Source organism: Achromobacter sp. NPDC008082, assembly GCF_042957345.1.
GTDB classification, from domain to species: Bacteria; Pseudomonadota; Gammaproteobacteria; order Burkholderiales; family Burkholderiaceae_B; genus Achromobacter; species Achromobacter kerstersii_A.
On the sequence record NZ_JBIBIB010000005.1, the window covers coordinates 613,518 to 631,117 of the forward strand.

At 65.1% G+C, this 17,600-nt stretch carries 14 protein-coding genes; 13 read left to right on the forward strand and 1 reads right to left on the reverse strand.

What is annotated here, in order from left to right; genetic code table 11:
- Window positions 1-8: 8 nt before the first annotated feature.
- The 13 genes from motB (at window position 9) to flhF (ending at window position 17,009) form a co-directional block, all read left to right on the forward strand.
- The gene (gene motB, locus ACFZAI_RS22690) at window positions 9-998 is read left to right on the forward strand and encodes a flagellar motor protein MotB (RefSeq protein ID WP_391569019.1); all 990 of its coding nucleotides are present in this window, start codon (window positions 9-11) and stop codon (window positions 996-998) included.
- A 2-nt stretch (window positions 999-1,000) separates the two neighbouring features.
- Window positions 1,001-1,381, forward strand: a complete 381-nt coding sequence (locus ACFZAI_RS22695) for a response regulator (protein WP_054425979.1) — start codon at window positions 1,001-1,003, stop codon at window positions 1,379-1,381.
- Between the two features lie 30 nt (window positions 1,382-1,411).
- Window positions 1,412-3,556, forward strand: a complete 2,145-nt coding sequence (gene cheA, locus ACFZAI_RS22700; RefSeq protein WP_391569020.1) for a chemotaxis protein CheA — start codon at window positions 1,412-1,414, stop codon at window positions 3,554-3,556.
- Between the two features lie 17 nt (window positions 3,557-3,573).
- Window positions 3,574-4,074: a chemotaxis protein CheW gene (gene cheW, locus ACFZAI_RS22705; RefSeq protein WP_054425975.1), complete on the forward strand. Its 501-nt coding sequence runs from the start codon at window positions 3,574-3,576 to the stop codon at window positions 4,072-4,074.
- A gap of 92 nt (window positions 4,075-4,166) precedes the next feature.
- On the forward strand, window positions 4,167-5,870 hold the full coding sequence (locus ACFZAI_RS22710) for a methyl-accepting chemotaxis protein (protein ID WP_391569021.1): 1,704 nt from the start codon (window positions 4,167-4,169) through the stop codon (window positions 5,868-5,870).
- Between the two features lie 8 nt (window positions 5,871-5,878).
- Window positions 5,879-6,733, forward strand: coding sequence for a CheR family methyltransferase (locus tag ACFZAI_RS22715; RefSeq protein WP_391569022.1), 855 nt, complete (start codon window positions 5,879-5,881; stop codon window positions 6,731-6,733).
- Window positions 6,734-6,750: 17 nt separating this feature from the next.
- Window positions 6,751-7,809, forward strand: coding sequence for a chemotaxis response regulator protein-glutamate methylesterase (locus ACFZAI_RS22720; RefSeq protein ID WP_391569023.1), 1,059 nt, complete (start codon window positions 6,751-6,753; stop codon window positions 7,807-7,809).
- A gap of 49 nt (window positions 7,810-7,858) precedes the next feature.
- Window positions 7,859-8,248 carry a chemotaxis response regulator CheY gene (gene cheY, locus ACFZAI_RS22725; RefSeq protein WP_054425971.1) on the forward strand — a complete coding sequence of 130 codons (390 nt, stop codon included), beginning with the start codon at window positions 7,859-7,861 and terminating at the stop codon, window positions 8,246-8,248.
- Between the two features lie 8 nt (window positions 8,249-8,256).
- Window positions 8,257-8,892, forward strand: coding sequence for a protein phosphatase CheZ (gene cheZ / locus ACFZAI_RS22730; RefSeq protein WP_054425969.1), 636 nt, complete (start codon window positions 8,257-8,259; stop codon window positions 8,890-8,892).
- Between the two features lie 166 nt (window positions 8,893-9,058).
- Window positions 9,059-10,612, forward strand: a complete 1,554-nt coding sequence (locus tag ACFZAI_RS22735; protein WP_391569024.1) for a methyl-accepting chemotaxis protein — start codon at window positions 9,059-9,061, stop codon at window positions 10,610-10,612.
- Between the two features lie 110 nt (window positions 10,613-10,722).
- Window positions 10,723-11,877, forward strand: a complete 1,155-nt coding sequence (flhB, locus tag ACFZAI_RS22740; protein WP_391569025.1) for a flagellar biosynthesis protein FlhB — start codon at window positions 10,723-10,725, stop codon at window positions 11,875-11,877.
- Between the two features lie 3 nt (window positions 11,878-11,880).
- Window positions 11,881-14,001, forward strand: coding sequence for a flagellar biosynthesis protein FlhA (flhA, locus tag ACFZAI_RS22745; protein ID WP_391569026.1), 2,121 nt, complete (start codon window positions 11,881-11,883; stop codon window positions 13,999-14,001).
- Complete coding sequence (flhF, locus tag ACFZAI_RS22750) at window positions 13,998-17,009, forward strand: flagellar biosynthesis protein FlhF (protein WP_391569027.1); 3,012 nt, start codon at window positions 13,998-14,000, stop codon at window positions 17,007-17,009. Before flhA ends, flhF begins: the two co-directional genes overlap by 4 nt.
- A gap of 76 nt (window positions 17,010-17,085) precedes the next feature.
- Here flhF and ACFZAI_RS22755 read toward each other — a convergent pair whose 3' ends face one another.
- Window positions 17,086-17,562: a flagella synthesis protein FlgN gene (locus tag ACFZAI_RS22755; protein ID WP_391569196.1), complete on the reverse strand. Its 477-nt coding sequence runs from the start codon at window positions 17,560-17,562 to the stop codon at window positions 17,086-17,088.
- Between the last annotated feature and the right edge of the window lie 38 nt (window positions 17,563-17,600).

A 17,600-nucleotide genomic window follows, 5' to 3' on the forward strand; every position in this document is an offset into this window, starting at 1 on the left:
AGCGGGCCATGAGCACGGTAAACAACCACCGTGTGGTGATTCGCCGCAAGAAGGTCAAGGGCGGCGGACACCACGGGGGCAGCTGGAAGATCGCTTACGCCGACTTCATCACGGCGATGATGGCGTTCTTTCTGGTGATGTGGCTGATCAGCATCGTGCCGCGCGAAGAACTCAAGGGCATCGCGGAATATTTCCGCATGCCGTTGCGCGTGGCCATTACGGGCGGACCCAGCAGCTCCGCCGAAACCAGCGCGGTGCCAGGCGGCGGCCGCGACCCCTTGCGCAGCGAGGGCGATGTGCGCCGCGGCCAGGGCAACCGGGTCGAGTCGCAGCCGATGGGCGACGCCGAGCGCCGCGAACAGCACCGCCTGGAAAACCTGAAAAAGCGCCTTGAAAACGTCATTGAGACCAGCCCTGTCCTGAAGAGTTTCAGGCCGCAGATGCTGATTGACCTGACGACCGAAGGCCTGCGCATTCAGATCATCGACAACCAGAACCGTCCGATGTTCGCCACCGGCCGCGCGGAAGTGCAGCCGTACATGCGCGACATCCTGCGTGAACTGGGACCGGTGCTGAACGAGCTGCCCAACAAGGTCAGTATCTCGGGCCACACCGACGCGTCGCAGTACGCGCGCGGCGAACGCGCCTACAGCAATTGGGAGCTGTCCGCCGACCGCGCCAACGCGTCGCGCCAGGAATTGGTGGCGGGCGGCATGAACGAAAGCAAGGTCATGCGCATCCAGGGTCTGTCTTCCAGCATGAGTCTGGTTAAAGATGATCCGTACGCAGCCGTTAATAGACGTATCAGCCTCGTGGTGCTCAATATGAACACCCAGAAGCGCATCGAAAACGAGAACGCCGCGGCAGCGGACGTCAGCGCGAAAGATGCCCGCGAGGTGGGGACGGCCGTAGAGGCGGTGCAAGCCGCCGCCCAGGCCGCGACGGCAACCAAACCAGGCGACGCGGCCTCTGCGCCGCAAGCTGAAGGGGTTCGATAGCAATGGCGGCAACGATTCTGGTGGCGGACGATTCGGCGACGATGCGAATGATCGTGCAGGCGACGCTGACGGGCGCGGGATGGAAAGTATTGACGGCCGGCAATGGCCAGGAAGCGCTGGACGTGGCCAAGAGCCACCCGGTGGACCTGGTCGTCAGTGACTGGAACATGCCGGTCAAAGGCGGCCTGGAGCTGATTCAGGGCTTGCGTGAAATGGACCAGTACCTGGACGTGCCGGTGCTGGTGCTGACCACCGAAGACGACGTGGATAGCAAGATGGCCGCTCGGGATCTGGGCGTTTGTGGCTGGCTGTCCAAGCCGGTCGACCCTGATGTGCTGGTGGAATTGGCGACCGAACTGCTCGATGAGCAGGCCGGCGCGTAAAGCAGGTTCATTTATGAAGGCGTACGGGTCATGAGTTCTGGTTTGGACCTCAGTCAGTTTTACGAGACCTTTTTCGATGAGGCGGATGAGCTGCTCGCGCAGATGGAGCAGTTGCTGCTTGAGCTCGATGTGGGCGCGCCCGACATCGAACAGCTCAACGCCATCTTCCGCGCGGCCCACTCGATCAAGGGTGGGGCGGCGACATTCGGCTGTTTCACGCAGTTGGCGGGTACTACCCACCTGCTTGAAAACCTTCTGGACGCAATCCGTCGCGGCGAAATGGCGCTGCGCACGGACATGATTGATATTTTCTTGGAAACGAAAGACGTGCTCAAAAGCCAACTGGATGCCTATCGGGCCTCCGAAGAGCCCGATGAAGCCGTGTTTGAGCGTATCTGCGCCGTGTTGCGGCAGCTGGCGCTAGAGCATAAGGACCCCGCCGCCGCGGCGCCTGCGGCAGCGCCCGCACCCGTGGCAGCGGCGCCGGCTCCCGCACCGGCACCGGCTCCCATCGCTGCGCCCGAACCTGTGCAGCAGGCTGCGCCCGTGGCGGATGCCGCGGCTGGCAACCTGCCGCTGAAGGTCAAGATCACCAAGGTGTCGGACAAGGACGCCGCGTCCCTGCTCGAAGAAATGGGCAACCTGGGCAACGTCCGCGCAAGCGAACGCGCCGATGGCGTGCTGACCGTGTGGGTGGACAGCACCTGCACGCCGGACGACATCGAAGCGGTTTGCTGCTTCATCGTTGACGGCGACCAGTTGAGCATCACGCGCGAAGCCGCGCCGGCCAGCCCGGCCGCAGCGGCTGCCGCCGAGGCGGCGCCCGCACCCGCTCCCGCAGCACCCGTTGCCGCAGCCGAGCCGGCCCCCGTAGCGGCGCCCGCAGCGGCGCCGGTGGTGGCCGAGTCCGCCGCCGCAGCCGAAGCCATCACCCAGGCCGCGGCCCGCGCACGTCCCGCTGCGCCTGCCCATGCCGACAAGGAATCCACGTCGATTCGTGTGGGCGTGGAAAAGGTGGACCAGGTGATCAACCTGGTGGGCGAACTGGTCATCACGCAAGCCATGCTGGCGCAAACGGCGTCCACGCTGGACCCGGTGCTGCACGACCGCCTGTTGAACGGCATGGAACAGCTGGAACGCAACGCCCGCGACCTCCAGGAAGCGGTGATGTCGATCCGCATGATGCCGATGGACTACGTGTTCAGCCGCTTCCCCCGCCTGGTGCGCGACATTGCCGGCAAGATGGGCAAGCAGATCGAACTGCAAACCTATGGCCGCGCGACCGAGCTGGACAAGAGCCTGATCGAACGCATCATCGACCCGCTGACGCACTTGGTGCGCAACAGCCTGGACCACGGCATCGAAACGCCTGAAAAGCGCATCGCGGCAGGCAAGGACCCCGTGGGCCAGCTGGTGCTGTCCGCACAGCACAATGGCGGCAACATCGTCATTGAAGTCAGCGACGATGGCGGCGGCTTGAGCCGCGAAAAAATTCTGAAGAAGGCGATGGCGCAAGGCCTGGCCGTCAACGAGAATTCGCCTGATGACGAAATCTGGCAGCTGATTTTTGCGCCGGGTTTTTCCACGGCGGAAAAGGTCACGGACATTTCCGGCCGTGGCGTCGGTATGGACGTCGTGCGCCGGAACATTCAAGACATGGGCGGCCACGTGCAGCTGTCGTGCGAGCCGGGCAACGGCACCACGACGCGCATCGTGCTGCCGCTGACGCTGGCCATTCTGGATGGCATGTCGGTGCGCGTGGGTGAAGAAACCTTCATCCTGCCGCTGAACCATGTGACGGAATCGCTTCAGCCCACCAACGACCAGATCTACTCGGTGGCCGGCAACGAACGCGTGATGCATGTGCGCGGCGAATACCTGCCGCTGGTCGAGATGCACCGCGTGTTCTCGGTGCACGAAGCGCAGACGGACCCGACGCAGGCCATCGCGGTCATCATGCAGGCCGAAGACCGCCGCTTTGCGCTATTGGTGGATCACCTGATTGGGCAGCACCAGGTGGTCGTGAAGAATCTCGAGTCGAATTACCGCAAGGTTCCCGGCATCTCGGCCGCCACCATCCTGGGCGATGGCAGCGTGGCGCTGATTGTCGACGTATTTGCGCTTGCGCGCGCCAACCGTGAACGTTGGTCGCAGCCCGAAGCCATTTTGAATTGATGGAGCACTAAAAAATCATGGCAGCCAAACCGCAAGCGCAATCCGCGCGCAACGAAGATGTCGGCAGCGAATTCCTGGTCTTCACGCTGGGCGATGAAGAGTACGGCATCGACATCCTGAAAGTGCAGGAAATCCGCGGCTACGACGCCGACACGGTGACCCGCATCGCCAATGTTCCGCCCTTTATCAAGGGCGTGACGAACCTGCGCGGCATCATCGTTCCGATCGTGGACCTGCGCATCAAGTTCAACCTGGGCCGCGTTGACTACAACGAGCAAACCGTTGTCATCATCCTCAACCTGGATCGCCGCGTGGTCGGCATCGTGGTTGACGGCGTGTCGGACGTGCTGATGCTGAACGCCGGCCAGATTCGTCCGGCGCCGGAATTCGGCGCCACGCTGTCCACCGAATACCTGACGGGTCTGGGTACGGTGGATGAGCGCATGCTGATCCTGGTGGACATCGAAAAGATGATGACCAGCGATGAAATGGCGCTGGTGGAGAAGGTCGCTTCCTGATCGGAATCCGGCCGGATAGCAGGGTAGAGGCGCCATATTGAATCCGATGTGGCGCTTTCCTTTAACGATTGCAGTCAAGGGATGGTTCTGTGATGCGCAAGTTTTTCGCGAACATGACGATACGCAGCAGCCTGTTGTGGGTGCTGGCGTTCTTCTCATTCATGTTGGTGATCGGGGCGGCGCTTGGCGTGTTGTCTTTGCGCATCAGCAACGGGACCCTCGCCGAAATCAAGCAATCGCAGGAACTGGACGACGCCGTCGGCCGCGTGGTGAACAGCTACAAGGACACCATGAATGGCCTGAGCCGGACCGCCAGCGCCAACTATGCGGACATCGTCGGCAACGTGGGTCAAGCCACCTTGCTGACCCAGGGGCTGTCCTCGGAAGCCACAGGTCTGCTTGAACGCGCCAAAGCGTCCATGAATAAAGGCCAGGCGGAGTTCGAGTACTACAAGACCCTGCCGCAGCCGCCTGAGGCGGCCGAGTCGCTGAAGGAAATCGAAGCGTCCTACGCAGCGCTTCAACAGCAAGGCTTGACGCCGCTTGTCGCCGCGCTGGAAAAGGCCGACATGCCGGCCTACCAGAAGCAGGTGCAAACGGTGCAGGACGCGCTGGAAGGGCGCTTTGCCCGCGCCGTCGAAAGCTTTGATTTCTGGCGCGCCAGCAGAATGCTGGATGCGCACGAAGTGGCGCAGGTGCGCTACCAATTTGTGTTGATCGCCGTGGGCGCGGGCGGTGTGATCGCCGCGCTGCTGGTGTTCGCCACCTATGTCTTCCTGCGCCGCCGCGTGTTGCTGCCGTTGAAGGAAGCCGGCCATCACTTTGACCGCATCGCGGGCGGCGACCTGACGGCGCGCGTTGACGTGCGCAACACGAACGAGATCGGCCAGCTGTTCGCCGCGCTCAAGCGCATGCAGGAAAGCCTGACGCGCACCGTGGCGACCGTGCGCCGCGGCGTGGACGAGATCAACGTGGGCTCGCACGAAATTGCGGCAGGCAACACGGACTTGTCCAGCCGTACCGAACAGCAGGCGGCGTCGCTTGAGGAAACCGCGGCGTCGATGGAAGAACTGGCGTCCACCGTGAAGCAGAACGCCGACAACGCGCGCCAGGCCAATCAGTTGGCGGCGAGTGCGTCGGACGTGGCCGAGCGGGGCGGTTCCGCGGTGTCGGAAGTGGTCAACACCATGCACGACATTTCGGCCAGCTCGCGCAAGATCTCGGAGATCGTTTCCGTCATCGACGGCATCGCGTTCCAGACCAACATCCTGGCGCTGAACGCGGCGGTGGAAGCCGCGCGTGCGGGCGAGCAGGGCAAGGGTTTTGCGGTGGTGGCGGGCGAGGTGCGCTCGCTGGCGCAGCGCAGCGCGCAGGCCGCCAAGGAAATCAAGGGTTTGATCGAAGACTCGGTGACCAAGGTGGGCGCGGGTTCGCAGCAGGTGGAACGTGCGGGCGCGACGATGCAAGAGATCGTGGCATCCGTCAAACGCGTGACCGACATCATGGGCGAAATCTCGGCGGCGTCCGAAGAGCAGTCCAGCGGTATCGACCAAGTGAACCGCGCGGTGTCGCAGATGGACGAAGTCACGCAGCAGAACGCCGCTCTGGTGGAAGAAGCGGCGGCCGCAGCGGGTTCGTTGCAAGAACAAGCCCAACGCCTGGCGGAAGCCGTGGCGGTGTTCAAGATCAATGCGGGCGAAGTCATCGAAGTGCCGGCGCATCGCCTGTCTTCGGTGCGTTCGCCCGATGAAGACTCACGTTTGCAAGCGCCTGACGCGTTTGCGCTTGGGCACTGAGGAACCGAGTGGCCACTGCAGCAACTTCGGCGCCGTCCATTTCGGTGGACCGCCAATTCGATTTTCGTGACGCGGACTTTTCCCGCGTCCGCAAGATGATTCACGCGCGCGCCGGCATTTCGCTGGGCACGCACAAGCGCGAAATGGTCTACAGCCGTCTCGCGCGGCGTCTGCGCGCCCTTGGCCGGCAGGACTTCGGCAGCTATCTGGATCAGCTGGAAAACGAGCCTGACGCGCCGGAGTGGGAAGACTTCGTCAACGCACTCACGACCAACCTGACGGCGTTTTTCCGGGAGTCGCACCACTTCCCGATCTTGGCGGACTTTGCGCAAAAGCGCGGCGGCCCGGTGTCGGTCTGGTGCTGCGCGGCGTCCACGGGCGAAGAGCCGTATTCGATTGCGATGACGCTTGTTGAAGCGCTGGGGCCGCGCGCGGCGTCGTCCACGGTGCTGGCCACCGACATCGACACCAACGTGCTGAACCGCGCGCGCGCCGCCGTGTATCCGGCCGAGCGCGTGGCGAAGATGGAAGACGAGCGCCTGCGCCGCTTCTTCCTGAAAGGCCGCGGCGCGAACGCGGGGCAGGTGCGGGTGCGCCCCGAGATCGCCGACATGGTGCGGTATGAAACTTTGAACCTGTTGGCGCCGTCATGGGCGATCAACGAAAAGTTCGACGTGATTTTCTGCCGCAACGTCATGATCTATTTCGACAAGCCGACGCAGGCCAAGATTCTTGAGCGCTTCGTGCCGCTGCTTAAACCGGGCGGCCTGCTGTTTGCGGGGCACTCCGAGAACTTCACCTACATCAGCCGGGATTTTCGTCTGCGCGGGCAGACAGTCTACGAATGTGCGAGTAAGGCCTGACGGCCCAAGGCATCACCATGAAAAAAATAAGCGTTTTGTGTGTAGACGACTCCGCGCTGGTGCGCGGACTGATGACCGAAATCATCAACAGCCAGCCGGACATGGAAGTGGTGGCGACCGCGCCCGATCCCCTGGTTGCGCGCGAACTCATCAAGCGCCATAACCCCGACGTGCTGACGCTGGACGTGGAAATGCCCCGCATGGACGGGCTGGATTTCCTGGAAAAGCTGATGCGCCTGCGGCCGATGCCGGTGGTGATGGTGTCGTCCCTGACCGAACGCGGCGGTGAAATCACGCTGCGCGCGCTGGAACTGGGCGCGATCGACTTCGTGACCAAGCCCAAGCTGGGCATCCGCGACGGCCTGCTGGAATACACCGAACTCATCGCCGACAAGATCCGCGCCGCGTCTCGCGCCAAGCTGCGCGCGCCTACGCCGCACGCGGCGCAAGCTGCACCCGCGCCGATGCTGCGCCGGCCGCTGGCCAGCTCGGAAAAGCTGGTGATCGTGGGCGCCTCCACCGGCGGCACCGAAGCCATCCGCGAAGTGTTGCAGCCGTTGCCGCCGGACAGCCCGGCCATTCTGATTACGCAGCACATGCCTGCCGGTTTCACCCGTTCGTTCGCGCAACGCCTGGATGCGCTGTGCGCCGTGACGGTGCGCGAAGCCGTCCACGGCGACCGCGTGCTGCCGGGCCACGTGTATCTGGCGCCGGGCGGCGACACGCACATGCGCCTGGGCCGCAGCGGCGCCAACTACGTGATCGAGCTTGAAGCCAGCGAACCCGTCAACCGCCACCGCCCGTCGGTGGATGTGTTGTTCAATTCCGCCGCCGTGGCCGCAGGCAAGAACGCCATCGGCGTCATCTTGACCGGCATGGGCAAGGACGGCGCCGCCGGCATGCTGGCCATGCACCGCGCGGGCGCGCACACCATTGCGCAGGACGAAGCCAGCTGCGTGGTTTTCGGCATGCCCCGGGAGGCCATCGCCATTGGCGCCGCGGATGAAGTGGTTGCGCTGTCGGCGATTAGCGAACGCATTCTGACTCGCCTGGGCGACCGTGGGCACCGCGTTTGACGCGGACGCTGCACGATCGTTCTCAAGCAAATTTTTTCTGGAGTGAAAGATGGTAGACAAGGGCATAAAGATTCTGGTGGTGGATGACTTCCCCACCATGCGACGAATCATCCGCAACCTGCTCAAAGAGCTGGGTTTCGAGAACGTGGATGAGGCCGAAGACGGCGCGATCGGGCTGGAGAAGCTGCGCAACGGCGGCTTCCAGTTCGTCGTGTCCGACTGGAACATGCCCAACCTGGATGGCCTGGAAATGCTCAAGCAGATCCGTGCCGACGCGGCGCTGGCCTCCTTGCCCGTGCTGATGGTGACGGCTGAAGCCAAGAAGGAAAACATCGTTGCCGCGGCCCAGGCCGGCGCCAACGGTTATGTGGTCAAGCCTTTCACCGCGGCGACGCTGGAAGAAAAGCTCACCAAGATCTTCGAGAAAATTGCCGGCTGAGGTGTGCAATGAGCACAACGGAACACGTTGAACCCGCAGCGGAAAACCCTGACCTGATCCACCGCATTGCGTCGCTGACGCGCATGTTGCGCGACAGCATGCGCGAGCTGGGTCTGGATCAGGCCATCAAGGATGCCGCCAACGCCATCCCGGATGCCCGCGACCGCCTGCGCTATGTCGCCCAGATGACCGAACAGGCCGCCAACCGCGTGCTGAACGCGACCGAGCAGGCTGGCCCGATCCAGGACGGCATGTCGCGCTCGGCGCAGGCGCTGGATACGCGCTGGCAGCAATGGTATGACCAGCCGCTGGAATTGCCCGAAGCCCGCGAACTGGTCAAGGACACCCGCGCCTTCCTGGCGGACGTGCCCAAGCAGACGCAGCAGACGCAGTCCAAGCTGATGGAAATCATCATGGCGCAGGATTTCCAGGACCTGACGGGCCAGGTCATCATGCGCATGATGGATGTGGTGGGCGCGATTGAACGCGAACTGCTGCAAGTGCTGCTGGACAACGTGCCGCAAGAGCGCCGCGATGAAGCCAACAGCCTGCTCAACGGACCGCAGATCAGTCCGCAGGGCAAGACGGATGTGGTGACGAGTCAGGATCAGGTTGACGATTTGCTGGCCAGCCTGGGCTTTTAAAGACGTTGCAGTGCCGCAGTGATGCAAGACCGCGCCGCCAGGCATGTCCTCTGGCGGCGCGTTTATAAGAATAAAAAGGGGCAACGCAGGAGACACGGCGCGCGCAATGCGCGCCTGGCCACGGACGCCCAACGCAGGCGAACCGGGCCGCAAAAGGAGGTCTACCATGGCCAGATCCGGATTCCGCCTAGGCGGTATGTGGGGCTTGTTGCGCCGTTTGAACCGGGGCGACGCCATGCTCTCGGAACGCACGCTCTCCATCAGCCCTGCAGTATTTCCATTGCATCGGTTTCTGGCGCAGATTCGCCGGCGCATCATGACCGTGCGCGGCTCCAGCATTGAAATTGCGCTGAACGCGGCGCGCACACAGTTCCAGGCCGGGCGCTGCTCGCAGTTGGCGCAGGAGCAGGCGCGTGCGGCGGGCGCCTTGGCCGATAGCGGGGCGCAGATCGCCACCTTGTCCGCGTCCACCTCGACGCACGCGCGCGAGATCTCGGCCATGTCGGGCCAGAACCTGCAAGCGGCCGAGCAGGCGCTGGCCGAGCTGTCTGACGTGAAGATGCGCGTGGACCGCATGACGCGCGAGATGGCCGCCTTCACCGATGTGGTGGGCAAGCTAACCGTCGGCGCGCGCTCGGTGGCCGATATCAGCAAGCTGATCAAGGACATCGCGTTACAGACGCAGTTGCTGGCGCTGAACGCGGGCGTGGAAGCTGCGCGCGCCGGCGATGCGGGGCGCGGCTTTGCGGTGGTGGCAAGCGAAGTGGGCCGGCTGGCCGAACGGGTCAACGCGGCCACCACCGACATCGGCCGCCATACGTGCGACATGCTGGAGCTCGTGGAAATCACGCAGCGCCAGACCGGCACGCTGCGCAGCGACGTGGATGCGTCGGGTGACGTGCTGGACCGCACGTGCTCGGATTTCGAGCGCTTTGTGCGCGATTTCGACAGCATGAACCGGCAGGTGGGCGACGTGGTGCAGGCCATAGGCGAGGTCGACGCCACCAACCACGGCATGAGCCAGGAAGTGGGGCGCATTGCGGCGCTAAGCGCCGATGTGCTGGAACGCGTGGGCCAGATGTCAGGCGAGATCGACCGCATTCGCCGCCAGACCGAAAGCGTGCAGGAAGTGCTGGCCGACATGCGCACGGGCGACACGGCGTTCGATCAGCTGTCGGGCTTGCTGGTCGACTTTCGCGACGCTGCCGGCGGGTTGCTGCAAGATGCGCGCAAAAGAGGGGTGGATGTGTTTGACCGCCACTACCAGCGCATTCCGGGCAGCGAGCCGCCGCGCTTTCATACCTGCTATGACCGGGTGATCGATGGCGCGCTGACCCGGTTGCTGGACAGCGTGCTGGCTGCCGTGCCGGGCGGAAGTTACACCTTGCTGGTCGACAGCCGCGGCTACGCGCCCGCGCACAACAGCCAGTATTCGCATCCGCCCACGGGCGACCCGAAGCAGGACATCGCCCGGTCGCGCCACAAGCGGATGTTCAATGACCCGGTGGGCGCGCGGCTGGCGGCCAACACCGGCGCGATGCTGTTCCAGACCTATTCGCGCGACACCGGCGAGATCATCAACGATATTTCCGTGCCCCTGTACGTGGGGGCAGAGCATTGGGGCGCGGTGCGTATCGGCCTGGATTACGTGCGGTTCCAGGCGGCGCTGGACGCAGCCGGGCCGCAGGGGGAGCCCGCTTTTGCCCGCATCCGGGAATAGCACCGCTTTCCCCCCTTTTCTTGGCTTATCGCCAAACGCCCAGGCCTCCTAGAATCTCGGCGGGTGGTTCGTGATCCCAAAATCCGCGAACCGCAATTACACCGCAGAGCATGGCCGAAGAAAGCGACCTCGAAAAATCCGAAGCCGCCTCTCCCAGGCGCCTGGAAAAGGCGCGCGAGGAGGGGCAGATTGCGCGTTCCCGGGAATTGGGAACGTTCATGATGCTGGCCGCCGGTGTGGGCGTGATCTGGATGGGCGGCGGCTCGCTCTACCAGGGCTTGAGCGGCGTGCTGCGTAACGGCCTGGCGTTCGACCAGCGCATTGTGACGGACCCGGGCGTGATGGTGGAGCTGGCGGTGGATGGCTTTGGCCACGCTTTGCTGGCGACGATGCCCGTGTTCGGCGTGCTGGTCGTCATCGCCATTCTGTCCAGCGTGCTGCTGGGCGGCATCGTGATTTCGGGCAAGCCGCTACAGCCCAATTTTTCCAAGCTCAGCCTGTTTTCCGGTCTGAAGCGGATGTTCTCGTCGCAGACGGTGGTGGAGCTGGTCAAGGCGCTGGCCAAGGCCATGCTGGTGGGCGGCGTGGCCGTTTGGGTGATCTGGCGTTACCACGACGACATGCTGGGCCTGATGCACGTGGCGCCGTCGGCCGCGCTGATCAAGGCGCTGTCGCTGGTGGCGATGTGTTGCGCGTTCATCGTGGCGTCGCTGCTGGTCATCGTGATGCTGGATGTGCCATGGCAGATCTGGAGCCACCTGAAAAAGCTGCGCATGTCCAAGGAAGATGTGCGCCAGGAACACAAGGAAAGCGAAGGCGACCCGCACGTGAAGGCCCGCATCCGCCAGCAGCAGCGCCAGGCGGCGCGGCGCCGGATGATGTCCGAAGTGCCCAAGGCCGACGTGGTGGTGACCAACCCCACGCACTATGCGGTGGCGCTGAAGTATGACGAAGACAAAAACGGCGCCCCGCGCGTGATCGCCAAGGGCACCGGCCTGATCGCGGCGAAAATCCGCGAGCTGGCCGCCGAGAACCGTATTCCCACATTGGAAGCGCCGCCGTTGGCGCGCGCATTGCATCAACACGTCGAGCTGGGGCAAGAAATCCCGGCCGAGCTATATACCGCGGTGGCGGAAGTGCTGGCGTGGGTTTTCCAGCTGCGTTCGTGGCGCTCGGGATGGGGGGCTGAACCGACAGCTCCGACCAAACTGGCCGTGCCCGCCGCACTGGACCCGCAGGCAACAACCGCAGCACAAGGAGTCTAAGGAATGAGCGCTTTGCTCACCATGTTGAAGAGTAGCGGAGCCGGCCACGCGCGGCTTCTGGCGGGTCCGATCTTGATCGTGATGGTGCTGGGCATGATGGTGCTGCCCCTGCCCACCTTCCTGCTGGACTTGCTGTTCACCTTCAACATCGCGTTGTCCGTGATGATCCTGCTGGTGGCCATGTTCACGCGCAAGCCGCTGGACTTTGCCGCGTTCCCGGCTGTGCTGCTGTTCGCCACCTTGCTGCGCCTGTCGCTGAACGTGGCGTCCACCCGTGTCGTGCTGCTCAACGGCCACACGGGTCCGGATGCGGCCGGTAAGGTGATTGAGGCCTTCGGGCACTTCCTGGTGGGCGGCAACTTTGCCGTCGGGATTATCGTGTTCGTGATCCTGACCATCATCAACTTCATCGTCATCACCAAGGGTGCGGGCCGTATCGCTGAAGTGGGCGCGCGGTTCACCCTTGACGCCATGCCCGGCAAGCAGATGGCCATTGACGCGGACTTGAACGCCGGCCTGATTGGCGAAGACGAAGCGCGCCGCCGCCGTTCGGAAGTCTCGCAGGAATCGGACTTCTTCGGCTCGATGGACGGCGCCAGCAAGTTCGTGCGCGGCGACGCCATCGCCGGCCTGCTGATCATGGCGATCAACATCATCGGCGGCCTGATCGTCGGTGTGGCGCAGCACGATATGTCGATGGCCGATTCGGCCCGCGTGTATACGCTGCTGACCATCGGTGACGGCCTGGTCGCGCAGATCCCGGCGCTGGTGATCTCCACCGCCGCGGGTGTGGTGGTGTCGCGCGTGTCGACCGACCAGGACATCGGCCAGCAGATCATCAGCCAGCTGTTCTCGAACCCGGCCGTGCTGTTCCTGACGGCCGCCATCATCGGCATCATGGGCCTGATTCCCAACATGCCGCACATTGCCTTCCTGACCCTGGCTGGCGCGCTGGCCTGGGGCGGATGGATGCTGAACAAGCGGCGCCAGAAAGCGGCGCAAGCGGCCGAAGAGGTGCCGCCGCAGGCGATCACCCAAGCGCAGGCGGCCGCGGCCGAAGCCAGTTGGGATGACGTGTCCATGGTGGATCAGCTGGGCCTGGAAGTGGGCTACCGGCTGATCCCGCTGGTGGACCATGCGCAGAACGGCGAGCTGCTGCATCGCATTCGCAGCCTGCGCAAGAAGTTCGCGCAGGACGTGGGCTTCTTGCCGCCGGTGGTGCACATTCGCGACAACCTGGAGCTCAAGCCCAACGACTACCGCATCCTGCTGTCGGGCGTGGAAGTGGGCCATGGCGTGGCGATGCCGGGCCAGTGGCTGGCCATCGACCCGGGCGGCGTCACCATGCAGATCAAAGGCACGCCCACCACCGACCCGGCGTTCGGCCTGCCGGCGTTGTGGATCGACGGGGGCTTGCGCGATCAGGCGCAAGTGGCGGGTTACACCGTGGTGGATGCTGGCACTGTTGTCGCCACCCACCTGAATCATCTGATGCACCGCCACGGCTCGAACCTGTTGGGCCGCCAGGAAGTGCAGCAACTGCTGGACCGTATCGGCCGCGATGCGCCCAAGCTGGTCGAGGACCTGGTGCCCAAGACCCTGTCTCTGACCGCCCTGCAAAAGGTGCTGCAAGGCTTGCTGTCGGAAGAAGTGCCGATCCGCGACATGCGCACCATCATCGATACGCTGTCCGAACACGGCCCGCGCCTGGCGGCGCAGGCCGCCGGTTCGGGCGGGCAGCCCGATATCAACGAGCTGATCATGCTGGTCCGCCGTTCGCTGGGCCGCGCGATCACGCAGCAATGGTTCCCGGGCGAGGGCGAGCTGCGGGTGATTGGGCTGGATGTGAAGCTGGAGCGTGTGCTGTCGCAAGCCATGACGACCAGCGGCGGCCTGGAGCCGGGCCTGGCCGATACGTTGCTGCGCGAAACGCAAGCGGCGGTCGAGCGCCAGGAATCGCAGGGCAACGCGCCGGTGCTGCTGGTGTCGCCGGTCTTGCGCGCGCCGCTGTCGCGCTTCTTGCGCCACCACTTGCCGCAGTTGGGTGTGTTGTCGAATACGGAAATTCCCGATGAGCGCATGGTCCGCGTGACCGCGCTGATTGGCGGGAGCAATGGGCAATGAAGATAAGCCGCTTTTTTGGCGTCAACAGCCGTGAAGTGATGCGCCAGGTGCGCCAGGTGCTGGGGCCGGACGCGCTGATCGTGTCGAACCGCAGTGTGGATGGCGGCGTGGAAGTGCTGGCGACGGTTGAAGGGGCGTTCGACGACGCCGCCTCGGAAACGCCGCAACGCGAGGCGGCGCCAGCTCCTGCCATGGCTCCGGCTGCGCCTGGCTTGGCTCCGGCTGCGCCTGGCATGGCTCCGGCCATGGTGCCTGCGATGGCGCCCCAGACCTCCGTGCGGGCGCCTTCTTATGCGACCCCCGCTGCGGCGGAGCGCGCCTATGCCGCGCCTGCCGCGCCCGCCGCGATGCCGCAGACCAGCTATTCGACGCCGTCCAGGTCGATCGCCGCTTACCAATCTGCCTACGCCTCGTCGGCGTCGCCGGAAGAGGAGGGCGCTGACGAGCAGGACGCTGCGCTGCAATCCGCCCCGCAGTCCACCCGATATCCCGCGCCGCTCCAGCCGGCTAAGCCGCCCGTGGCGTTTCAGTCGGCTGCTGTTCAGCCCGCTATCGTTCAGCCCGCTACGGCTCAGCCCGCCACTGCTCAGCCCGCCGCCCCGTCGCCCGCTGCCTTCCATAACGCTGCACCCGCCGCACTTTCCCCGCTTGCCGCCGCGGCAACCCGGGTTGAACTGCCGGCCTTGCCGCCCGCTCGGCCTTCCGTGAGCGCGCCGCCGCCCGCGGCCATGCCTGCGCCGGGCCGGATGGCGCCCGCCGCGCCGGCTGCCTATACCGCTCCGTCGGCTCCCGCGCCCGCATCCGCCTCCGCGCCCGCGCCTTCCATGGCTCGCACGCCGGATGCGCCGTTGCGGCAGTCGCCGCCTGCGCCGTCCGCCGCGCTGCCGACCGATACCGCCGCCGGCTTGCAAGACGCCATCAGCGCCTTGCGCGGCGCGCTGGAAACTCGCATGGACGGCCTGCTCTGGGGCGGCCGCCAAGGCACTGCTCGCGAACCGGCCGCCGCCGCCTTGTTCCGTAGCTTGCTGGACGCGGGCTTCAGCACGAAGCTCGTGCGCGCACTGGTGGATCGATTGCCGCAGGGTATGTCCGCCGACGCCGCGCAAGCCTGGGCGCGCAATGAACTCGTGACGCACTTGCCCGTCGTCGCCTCCGAAGACGAATTCCTGGCAGGCGGCGTGTATGCGCTGGTTGGCCCCACGGGTGTGGGCAAGACCACCACACTGGCCAAGCTGGCCGCCCGCTGCGTGGCCCGTGATGGCCGTGATCAGGTTGCGATGCTGACGACCGACCTGTTCCGGATCGGCGCGTTGGAACAGTTGCAGATCTATGGCCGCCTGATGGGCGTGCCCGCGCATTCGGTGCGCGATGCCGGCGAGCTGCGCCGCATCCTGACCGAACTGGGCAACCGCAAGATTGTGCTGATCGACACCACCGGCATCAGCCAGCGAGACCGCCTGGTGGCCGAGCAAGCCGCAATGCTGTGCAACGCCGGCAAGCCCGTGCGCCGCCTGCTGGTGCTGAACGCCGCCAGCCAGGGCGACACGCTGGACGAAGTGGCGCACGCCTACCGCAACGGCGTGGGCGAGGACGTGGCCGGTTGCATCATTACCAAGCTGGACGAAGCGACCCGGCTGGGCGCGGCGCTGGACACGGCGATCCGCCACCGGCTGCCCATCCACTACATGTCGGTTGGGCAGAAGGTGCCGGAGCACATGGAACTGGCGCGCGCGGACGTGCTGATCGACCGCGCTTTCAGCATGGTGGAACGCGCGCGTGCGCTGTACACGCCCAGCGAGGCCGATCTGGCGTCGCTGATGCCATCGGCCCGGGATGCCGATGCCGTCGACCCGGCGCGCCGCCGCCAGCTGCTGGCCTCGGCGATTCTGCGTCCGCAAGGCGGTTCGGCCTCGATTACCGCCGCCCAGAATCTGGATCACACGATCGCCATGCTGGACAGCGACCCCGCCTGCGTGCAGGCGCGCGCGTCCTGGCGCGAGTATGTCGGCGATGGCGCGGGCGCCAGCCTGGCCGCGCTGGGCGACGAGCCGCTGGCGATGGTGCGCCGTGAATTCTCGGCTCAAAGCAACCGCCATCTGCTGGTGATGCATGGCAAGACCAGCATGAAGGGCGATGGCCTGCCGGGGGGGTCGCTGATGGGCTCGCTGCTGATGAGCGATCGCGGCGTGGCGCTGGCGGCGCCGGCGCAGCAGCTGGCGCTGGCCCACGGCATGCTGACCTCCTTTGCGCCTGCTGCGCCCGGCTTGCCGGATGCCGGCCCGGCGCTGGAGGCGCGGGTGCGCTGGCTGGGCGAGCAGTTGCCGCGCTTGCCGCTGGTGCACATGCTGGAGGCGGGCACCTCTGCCTTGTGGCAATCGCTAAGCGGGCAGGGTGTGTCGTGGGTGGCGCGCAGCCCCGGCGGCATGCGCGTGATTCAGGATGAATGTCCGACGAATTTGAATGCGGTGGGCAAGAGCGTCGGCTATCTGCCGGTGGGCCAGCCGGGCGACATGCCGGGCTTGATCAGCGAGACGGCGGGCAAGCGCGTGGCGCTGGCGCTTTGGGCGTCAGGCACGGAAATCACCTTGCCTGGCCGCGGCGAGAGCGCAACGATGCGTCTGGTTTGCGCGCGCCTGATCGACACGGCCAGCGGCGAGATCGCCGGCCAGTTGTTCGGCCTGACCAATTTGCCGGCCTCCCAGGCGGACGCCGCGACGGTGGCGCGCTGGCTCGTGCTGCAAGACGAAGCCAAGGCAAGCTTCCGGTATCTGGCCAGCGCCTGGCAGGCGTTGCCCGCGGTGGATGGCGCGCACACCTTGGCGCGCCAGTCGCTGATGGCAGGCCAGCTGGCCGCGGCCTGCTGGCAGATGGCGCATTCGCCGGCGGCCGACGTGGTGCGCGGCCCCTTGTCGGGCATCATGGGCTCCGAGCGCAAGCTATCAGGCCGCCTGTTGCCGGTGGCCATTCTGAAAATGTTCGCGATGCTGGAAATGACGGGCAGCGTTTGATGGCCCGCGCATAGAGAAAAGGCGACGCATTGCGTCGCCTTTTTTATTCCCGGGTAAGGGCGGTGCGTCCGCGGAATCAGCCCGCCACGATCGGCTTGCGTCCCGGTGCGCCGCGCGCGCCGCGGCCGCTTGCGTCATACGTGGCGTTCACGCCCACGCCGCTGATGTTGCGCAGCGCGTCCAGCGACTGCTGGGTATAGCGCAGATGCACATCAATCAGCGCGCCATTGCGCATATTGATTTCGTTGGCCGAGGCCGACTTGGCCAGCAGCGCCTGCCAGGTGTCCGACAACTGGGGGTGCAGCACCGCCGCCTGTTCCGTGCCGGCGTGCCCAATCGGCAGTCCGATTTCAGACAGCAGGCCGTCGCGCGTGTCGCTCAAGTCCACCAATTGCTGGGCCACACGGCCCTTGCGCTCGGTGATGGCCTGCAACGCGCCGACATTGCCCGGGCCGACCAAAACTTCGGTCTCTTCTTCCAAGATGGCCGAAAACTCGGTGATCAGGGCATCTTCCTGCCGCATGCAGGCCTGGAGGGAGTCGACGGGATTCATGGTCATGCTTTGAAGGCGTAGGGCGGTAGGGCGGTGAA